This is a genomic window from Catellatospora sp. NPDC049609 (assembly GCF_040675365.1).
Lineage (GTDB): Bacteria > Actinomycetota > Actinomycetes > Mycobacteriales > Micromonosporaceae > Catellatospora.
The window spans coordinates 1-8,094 of the sequence record NZ_JBFAOU010000260.1 but is presented as its reverse complement, the minus strand read 5'-3'; the positions used below and the strand labels follow the sequence as shown (position 1 = coordinate 8,094).

The window sequence follows — 8,094 nt, the reverse complement described above, 5'->3', positions numbered from 1 at the left end:
GCGTGATCCGGTCACCGACTCTGACCTTGGGCTCCACCCAGCACGTCAGCATCCGGTTTCCGGATCTCAGGTCGACCTGAACCAGCGTTGTCATGCGGTTCTCGGCCTGGCCGGGGTCGGGCTCGACGGTGATGTAGCCGTCGGGGGTCAGCGACACCTGGCCGCAGATGATGCCGTGGTCGTAGGTGACCTGCATCAGCGCGGCGGGCGCCGGGGCGAGCCAGCCGACGAGGACGCCCACGCCGAGCAGCGCCAGACCTGCGGCGGCCTGGAGGCGGACGCTCGCCCCGGCGCCGGTGGGCGCACCCGCGCGCGAGGCTGCGAGCAGGGCGCGGACCAGCAGCGCGAACGCCACGAAGAGCAGTACGGCGACCACCCACCGCACCGACTGGTCTAGGCCGGCGATGTCCTGCGGTCCGCGGAGGATGATCGCGGCGGCGAGCAGGCCGGTCAGGACGGCGAGGCCGTTGCGCCGGGCTCCGGCGTAGCGGCCGGTGTGCTGCGGATGCGTGGTGTCCTGCGGCGGGGCGGTGTCCGTCACGGCGTCTGCCGCTTCGGCCGCTGTCGTCTCGGTCATGGGGAACCTCGGTCTCGGTACGGGTGTGCGCCACCGGGCAGAGGCGCAGCGATGAGCGTAGATCAATGGGCACGCTCCCATCCAGTGGCTCATCTACACCGAAGACCGGTCACCGCGCACGGTGGCTGCCGCCGAGCGCCGCGCGCACGACGCCGTCAGATGATGCCGGCGAGCAGGTACACCTCGGCGTCGTCACCGGACTCGTGCAGCGCCACCTGGGCCTCGACCAGCGGCGCCTTGCCCCGCAGGTGGCGGAACGTGCGGTACCGCCGGGCGGGGTCCTGGGGCCAGCCGAAGCCGGCGGTCGTCCTCGCGTCGAACGGCAGACCCGCGGTGTCGGCCGCGTCCTCGCGCAGGAACATCCCGTTGAACAGCAGGAACTGGTTCATGCAGTGCCGGTCGCCGGTGAAGTGCAGGTAGAACGAGTCCGCCTCCCACTGCGCGTGGCGGTGGTAGCGCACGGTCGCCCGCGCGCAGTCCGGCAGCTGCAGGTGATAGCGGTCCAGCGTGCCGGGCAGATCCTGGGCCTGGCTGCCGGGGTAGGCGCGGGGGTCGTGCGGCTCGCGGCTGCGGGAGACGGCGAACCACGTCCCCAGCAGGAGAGCGGTGACGACGGCGAGCGCGGCCGGCAGGCGGCGGCGACCGCGCCGCGCGACGGCGCCGTCGACTGATGCCTGCGGCGCCACGGTCGCCACGTCGAGCACGTCGTCCCCCATCTGATCTTGCGTTGACCCTACCGCGCGGACCGCCGCCCGGCGCGGACGTGAACCCGTGCCGTGCCGTGGCTTGCCGCTACGGCCCCACCCCGGTCGCGGCACTCGCCGGCCCTCGGCCGGGAGTCACCGTTGCAGGCGGTGGCGGGTGAGCAGCACGCCGAGCCAGGCCGCGCGGGCGTCCCGGAAGGCGGCGACCTGCGCCATGCCGCCGGGGTACGCCCCGGCCGCGCGCAGCCGGGCGGCCGCGAGCTGCAGCTCGCGTACGGCGGCGAGGTAGGAGCGGCCTGCCCGGGAATGGGACAGCGCGACGGGACGGCCCCGCAACCAGGTCACGCGCACGTATGTACGCCCCTCGTTACGGATCACCATCCGGATCAGCACGCCCTCGCGTTCCCGCACAGACGTCAACATAGCGAGCAAACGCGTCATAGCCCCACATTTGCCAGCGCGAGCCGGGCTCGGATGCGCTTATCGGTCAACGCTTTTCGCCCAATGGGGCACAACACCCCCGGCCGAACCGGCATCAGCTGCCCATGGACGCGGCCATCCGGCGGCGCGCGGGCGGGAGCGCGTTCACCGCGCGCAGCACGGTGCGGAACATCGCCTTCGCGGCGATGGTCGACGACGTGCGCCGCCGCCAGGCCGCCGGGGAGCTGGCCGCCGACCTCGACCCGGCGTATGTGCTGCTCACCCTGTTCGCCGCGGCGATGGCGCCGACGCTGCTGCCGCAGATCGTGCGGCGGGTCACCGGGCGGGCCGCCGACTCCCCCGAGTTCCTCGACGAGTACGCCGGGCAGCTGCGCCGCGTCATCGAGCGGCTGCGCTGACACGGCGGCGGGCGACCCGCAAGGGCCGCCCGCCGTCGCGCTCGGTCACACCTGCTGCGCGTCCAGCTCGGCCAGCCGCCGGGCCTCCCGGTCACGCCAGGCCGCAGCCATCGACGTGCGCCCGTTGGTGCGCAGCAGCGAGCCCTCGTAGATCCGCGCGCCGACGGCGAGCGTCACCACCGCACCGACGACCAGCACACCCAGCGCCGCGAACGGCTCCCAGGCGGCCGCGTCGCCGTGGAACAGCCGCACCGGCATCGCCGACGGCGACGAGAACGGCACGTACGACAGCACCTTCATCGCCGTGGGGTTGTCGCCGAGCATCATCACCGCGAAGAACGGCAGCATCACCGCCAGCTGCACCGGCATCGACGCCGCGTTGATGTCCTCCTGCCGGTTGACCAGCGCGCCGACCGCCGCCCACAGCGCGGCGAGCATCACGAACCCGACCACGAAGAACGGCAGGAACCAGCCGATCGCCGGGGTCAGCGCCGACACCAGCTCGCTCCCGGTGCCGGCGATCCGCATCCCGGCCAGCGCCACGATCGCGATCAGCGCGATCTGGCCCATCGCCAGCACCGCCCCGGCCAGCACCTTGCCGGTCAGCAGCACCCGCACCGGCACCGACGCGACCAGGATCTCCACCACCCGGGTCTGCTTCTCCTCGGTGACGCTCTGCGCGATCTGCAGGCCGAAGGTCAGCGAGGTGAAGAAGAAGACCACCGCGAAGAACAGCGGCACCAGGAACGACAGGACCGGGTCCAGCGCGCTCGGGTCGAGCAGCTCGACGGTCGGCCGGGTGCTCAGCGCGTTCTCCACGTCGCCCGGCGCGTCGGTCATCGCGACGAGCGTGCCGTCGGTCAGCAGCGCCGCGTCGACGTCTCCGGCGCGCACCTGCGCGCGGGCGGCGGCCTCATCGGCGACGGGGCGCACGTCCAACCCGGCGGCGGTCAGCGCGGCCGGGGCCTGGCCGACCACCGCGACCGACGACGGACCGCCCGCCAGCAGCGGCGGCAGCGCCGTGCCCGCCACCGCGAACAGCAGGAAGAACAGCGTCCCGAACAGGAACGCCTTGTCGCGCAGCTTCACCCGGATCTCCCGGGCGGCCACGATGCGGACGGCCTCGTACGTGTTCACTGGGCGACCTCCCGGAAGATCTCGGCAAGGGACGGGGTGACCGGGCCGAACGCGCGCACCGGCCCGCGGGCCAGCGCGGCGGCCAGCACCCGCTGGTCGTCGGCGTCCGGTGCCAGGTCGAACACCGCGTGCGCGCCGTCCAGGTCGATCAGCCGGACGCCCGGCTCGTCGCGCAGCCAGCCCGCGTCGCCGTCGACGGTCAGCGCGTACCGGGGCAGCGTGTGGTCGGCACGCAGGCTCGCCCGGCTGCCCGCAGCGCGGATCCGTCCGCCCGCGATGATGACCAGGTCGTCGCAGAGCCGCTCGACCACGTCGAGCTGGTGGCTGGAGAACAGCACCGGCACCCCGCGCCGGGTGCGGTCGCGCAGCACGTCGACCACGGTGTCCACGGCGATCGGGTCCAGGCCGGAGAACGGCTCGTCCAGCACCAGGATGTCCGGGTCGTGGATGAGCGCCGCGGCGATCTGGGCGCGCTGCTGGTTGCCCAGCGACAGGTTCTCCACCGGGTCGCCCGCGCGCTCGCCGAGGCCGAGCCACTCGATGAGGTGCTCGGCGTTGCGGCGCACCGCGTCGCGGCCCAGCCCGTGCAGCCTGCCCAGGTAGTCGAGCTGGTCGCGCAGGGACATCTTCGGGTAGAGGCCGCGCTCCTCCGGCATGTAGCCGATGCGACGGCGGTCGGCCCGGGTCAGCCGGGCCCCCTGCCAGGTCACCTCGCCCCCATCCGGGGCGAGCACGCCCATGATGATGCGCATCGAGGTGGTCTTGCCGGCGCCGTTGGCGCCGACGAACCCGGTCATCCGTCCCTCGGCGACGTCGAAGGAGACCTCGTCGAGCACCTGCCGGTCGCCGAAGCGCCGGCTGACGCCGTCGAGGCGAAGCACTTTCGTCATGGGTCCGAAGGTTAAGCGCCGCCGGGCGGCCTGCCGTCCGCCCGGTGATCGAACTTCGGGTCCTCCGCGCGGAGGACCCCGCGTCATCCGCCGGGGGTGACCACGCCGTGCTCGTACGCGTACACCACGGCCTGGGTGCGATCGCGCAGCCGCAGCTTGGCCAGGACCCGGCTCACGTGCGTCTTGACCGTCGTCTCGCCGAGGAACAGCCGGGCGGCGATCTCGGCGTTGGTCGCCCCGCCCGCCAGCAGCACCAGCACCTCGTGCTCGCGCGGGGTCAGCTCCTTGAGCTCACCGGCAGGCCCGGCCGACGGCACGGCCGCGGGACGCGCGAACTTGGCGATCACCCGGCGGGTGATCTCCGGCGCCAGCAGCGCGTCGCCGCGCGCCAGCACCCGCACCGCCTCGATCAGCGTCTCCGGCGTGCCGTTCTTGAGCAGGAACCCGCTGGCCCCGGCCTGCAGCGCGGCGAACAGGTAGTCGTCGCGGTCGAACGTGGTCAGGATCAGCACCGCCGGGCCCCCGCCGGACGCGGTGATCCGCCGGGTCGCCTCCAGCCCGTCCATGCCCGGCATCTCCACGTCCATCAGCACCACGTCCGGCGCGGTCTGCCCGGCCAGCACCACGGCCTGCTCGCCGTCGGCCGCCTCACCGACCACGACCAGGTCGTCCTCGGTCTCCAGGATGACCCGGAACCCGGTGCGCACCAGGCGATGGTCGTCGGCGAGCAGGATGCGGATCGGGCCCGCCCGCTCCGGCGCGTCCGGAAGGGCGGCGGCGTCCTCGCGCTGCCCGCTCACGCCGCCGCGTCCGCGGTCAGGTCCGAGGGCAGCCCACCCGGCACCGGCTCGCCCGCCGTCGCGGCCTGCGCGCGCAGCGGGAACCGGGCGCGCACCCGGAAGCCGCCCTGCGGTCGGGGCCCGGCCTCCAGGGTGCCGTCGTGCAGGGCGACCCGCTCCCGCATGCCGATCAGCCCGAGGCCGCCCCCGCTGCGGACCGGGCCGCCGCGGCCGTCGTCGGTGGCCTCCACCTCCAGCTCCTGCGCGTGATACCTGATCCGCACGTCGAGGGTGGCCGCCCCGGCGTGCTTGAGCGTGTTGGTCACCGACTCCTGCACGATGCGGTACGCCGCCTGCGACAGCGAGTCCGGCAGCGGCGCCGGCTCGCCGAACACGCCGAACCGCACCGTCAGCCCGGCCTCGCGGGCCCCGGACAGCAGGCTCTCCACCCGCTCGACGCCGACCGTGGCGGGCGCCTCCTCGGCGCCGGGGCCGCGGCGCAGCAGCGCGAGCATGCGACGCAGCTCGTCGACGGCGGTGCGGGCGCTCTGCTCGATCGCCGACAGCGCGGTGCGCGCCCGCGCCGGGTCCTTGTCCATCACCCGGCGGCTCGCCGCGGCCTGCACGCCCATCACCGACACGTGGTGGGCGACCACGTCGTGCAGCTCGCGGGCGATGCGCAGCCGCTCGCCCATCACCGCGCGCTCGCTGGCCTCGTCGCGGGACCGGCGCAGCTCCTCGGCCTGCACCTCGAGCTGGTGCTGCCGCCGCGCGGCGACCCAGGCCGTCTCGCCGAAGAAGTACGCGAACCCGAAGATCAGGATGTTGATCAGCACCGCGTTGACGATCGCCGCCGCCAGCGGCGGCACCGGGCCGCGCGCGTCGGCGAACGCGTCGGGCGGGATCGAGTCCAGCGACATCCAGCACGAGATCAGCAGCCAGACGAACATCGCCGCGACGATGCCGGCCCGCACCTGCCGCGAGCGCCGGTGGTCGCGCCCCCACGCCCCGGCCGTGTAGATCGCGCAGAACAGCACGCCCGAGGTGACCTGCTGCTCGGGCGCGGCGCGGAACTGCGCGGCGACGAACGCCACGGAGATCACGAGCGCCACCGTGAGCGGCAGGCGGCGGCGCACCGCCAGCGGCGCCGCCACCGCGACGGTCCAGAGGACCTGCTCGGGCAGGCTGGGCGGCGGGCCGAAGGTCATCCCGGCGCTGTTGGCCAGCGTGAGGTTGAACAGCGCCATCGCCGTCACCCCCACCCCGACGAGCAGGTCGGTGCGCCGCTGCTCGACCGTCGGGCCGGGCCGCGCCCAGCCGTCGTCGCCGCTCCCCATGGTCATGCCGCGACCTTTTCACATGCGCGCCGGGGTGCGCCAATACGCGCGGCCGGGCTACGCCGCTGCTCGCCGGGCGCCGCCGCGCAGACCCCGCTCTTGACACCGGTCGGGACGGTCAAGATACTTCGTGTGTGAAGCATCCCCGCCCTGCGGGGGTGCCACGATTACTGTCGCAATAGCTCCGAGCCGACGCCTCCGAGCCGCACACGATGCGGTTCGCACCGGCGTCGGCTTTTGTTGTCTTAGCAGCTCAGAGCAGATATTTCACAACGGTGGATACGTCATATCAACGGCGACGAAACAGCTCTGTAATAGCGCTCGACGACTCTTTGGATGCCTGGCATTCAGGCGGTCGCCCCCAAGGCCGGCACAACCGGGCGGGGAGTCCGCTGCGCGCTGCCGGCACTCGTTTCGGATCGCCTGTCACGCACCGCCCCGGGCCGGCTCGCACGCCGAGGACGCCGACGTCTCCCGCCCCCCGGTGCTTCCCCCTTTGACCCGTGCTCCGCCGAAGCAGGGAGATTCCCCAACATGCTCGAATTCCCCCGACGCCGCCTCGCCGCGGCCGGCATCGCCCTGGCCGCCGCGCTGGCGCTCAGCGCCTGCGGCGCCAAGACCGGCGAGAACGACACCGCCGGCGGCGTCACCGCCGACACCTCGGGCGACACCGTCAAGGTGGGCCTGCTCAACTCGCTGTCGGGCACCATGGCCATCAGTGAGGTCACCGTACGCGACGCCATCCTGCTGGCCGTGGAGGAGATCAACGCCGCGGGGGGCGTGCTCGGCAAGAAGATCGAGCCGATCAGCGAGGACGGCGCCTCCGACTGGCCCACCTTCGCCGAGAAGGCCGAGAAGCTGATCAAAGTGGACCGGGTCGCCGCCGTCTTCGGCTGCTGGACCTCGGCCAGCCGCAAGGCCGTGAAGCCGGTCTTCGAGGAGAACAAGGCGCTGCTGTTCTACCCCGTGCAGTACGAGGGCCTGGAGCAGTCGCCGTACATCTTCTACACCGGCGCGACCACCAACCAGCAGATCGTGCCCGGCCTGGACTACCTCAAGGCGCAGGGCAAGAAGAGCGTCTACCTGGTCGGCAGCGACTACGTGTTCCCCCGTACCGCCAATAAGATCATCAAGGCGTACGCCGAGGCCAACGGCCTGAAGGTGCTCGGTGAGGACTACGCGCCGCTGGGCAGCACCGAGTTCGGCACGATCGTCAACAAGGTCAAGACGGCCAAGGCCGACGCGGTGTTCAACACCCTCAACGGCGACAGCAACGTGGCCTTCTTCAAGGAGTACAAGTCGGCCGGCCTGACCGCGACCGGGATGCCGGTGGTGTCGGTGTCCATCGCCGAGGAGGAGGTCAAGAGCATCGGTACGCAGTACCTCGCCGGCCAGCTCACGGCGTGGAACTACTACCAGACCACCCCCGGCGCCGCCAACGACAAGTTCGTCAAGGCGTACAAGGCCAAGTTCGGCGCGGACAAGCCGACCAGCGACCCGATGGAGGCCGCGTACACCTCGGTCTACCTGTGGAAGGCCATGGTCGAGAAGGCCGGCGCGTTCGACGTCGAGAAGGTGAAGGGCGCCTCCGACGGCGTCACCTTCGAGGCGCCCGAGGGCCTGGTCACCGTCGACGGCGCGACGCAGCACATCCACAAGACCGCGCGCATCGGCAAGATCGGCGACGACGGCCTGATCACGGAGGTGTGGAACTCCGGCGGCCCCGTCAAGCCGGACCCGTACCTCAAGGGCTACGCCTGGGCGACCGGCCTTTCCTGATCCGCCCGCGGCGGTGGGGGGGGGGGGCGGCCGGGCCGCGCCGGGGGCCGGC

The 8,094-nt window shown here is 72.7% G+C and carries 9 protein-coding genes; 2 read left to right on the top strand and 7 right to left on the bottom strand.

Annotated elements, in window-relative coordinates:
- From AB0J67_RS37450 to AB0J67_RS37440, 3 genes are all read right to left on the bottom strand, one after another.
- A partial coding sequence (locus tag AB0J67_RS37450) for a hypothetical protein (protein ID WP_363489931.1) occupies nucleotides 1–577 on the bottom strand: 577 nt, incomplete at its 3' end.
- Between the two features lie 155 nt (nucleotides 578–732).
- Nucleotides 733–1,293 (bottom strand): hypothetical protein, encoded by a 561-nt coding sequence (locus AB0J67_RS37445; RefSeq protein WP_363489929.1) that lies wholly within the window; start codon nucleotides 1,291–1,293, stop codon nucleotides 733–735.
- Nucleotides 1,294–1,416: 123 nt separating this feature from the next.
- Nucleotides 1,417–1,692 (bottom strand): hypothetical protein, encoded by a 276-nt coding sequence (locus tag AB0J67_RS37440; RefSeq protein ID WP_363489927.1) that lies wholly within the window; start codon nucleotides 1,690–1,692, stop codon nucleotides 1,417–1,419.
- 134 nt (nucleotides 1,693–1,826) lie between these two features.
- Here AB0J67_RS37440 and AB0J67_RS37435 point away from each other — a divergent pair, with 134 nt between their 5' ends.
- Complete coding sequence (locus AB0J67_RS37435; RefSeq protein ID WP_363489925.1) at nucleotides 1,827–2,120, top strand: hypothetical protein; 294 nt, start codon at nucleotides 1,827–1,829, stop codon at nucleotides 2,118–2,120.
- 45 nt (nucleotides 2,121–2,165) lie between these two features.
- Here AB0J67_RS37435 and AB0J67_RS37430 read toward each other — a convergent pair whose 3' ends face one another.
- The 4 genes from AB0J67_RS37430 to AB0J67_RS37415 all read right to left on the bottom strand — a co-directional run bounded on the left by AB0J67_RS37430 (nucleotide 2,166) and on the right by AB0J67_RS37415 (nucleotide 6,263).
- Nucleotides 2,166–3,257 (bottom strand): ABC transporter permease, encoded by a 1,092-nt coding sequence (locus AB0J67_RS37430; RefSeq protein WP_363489923.1) that lies wholly within the window; start codon nucleotides 3,255–3,257, stop codon nucleotides 2,166–2,168.
- Complete coding sequence (locus AB0J67_RS37425) at nucleotides 3,254–4,147, bottom strand: ATP-binding cassette domain-containing protein (RefSeq protein WP_363489921.1); 894 nt, start codon at nucleotides 4,145–4,147, stop codon at nucleotides 3,254–3,256. Before AB0J67_RS37425 ends, AB0J67_RS37430 begins: the two co-directional genes overlap by 4 nt.
- A gap of 83 nt (nucleotides 4,148–4,230) precedes the next feature.
- Entirely contained in the window at nucleotides 4,231–4,947 is a 717-nt protein-coding gene (locus AB0J67_RS37420) for a response regulator transcription factor (protein WP_363489919.1), read from the bottom strand.
- Nucleotides 4,944–6,263 (bottom strand): sensor histidine kinase, encoded by a 1,320-nt coding sequence (locus tag AB0J67_RS37415; protein ID WP_363489933.1) that lies wholly within the window; start codon nucleotides 6,261–6,263, stop codon nucleotides 4,944–4,946. Before AB0J67_RS37415 ends, AB0J67_RS37420 begins: the two co-directional genes overlap by 4 nt.
- Nucleotides 6,264–6,797: 534 nt before the next feature.
- Between AB0J67_RS37415 and urtA the strand changes: the two genes are divergently transcribed.
- On the top strand, nucleotides 6,798–8,042 hold the full coding sequence (urtA, locus tag AB0J67_RS37410; RefSeq protein ID WP_363489917.1) for an urea ABC transporter substrate-binding protein: 1,245 nt from the start codon (nucleotides 6,798–6,800) through the stop codon (nucleotides 8,040–8,042).
- Nucleotides 8,043–8,094: the final 52 nt, after the last annotated feature.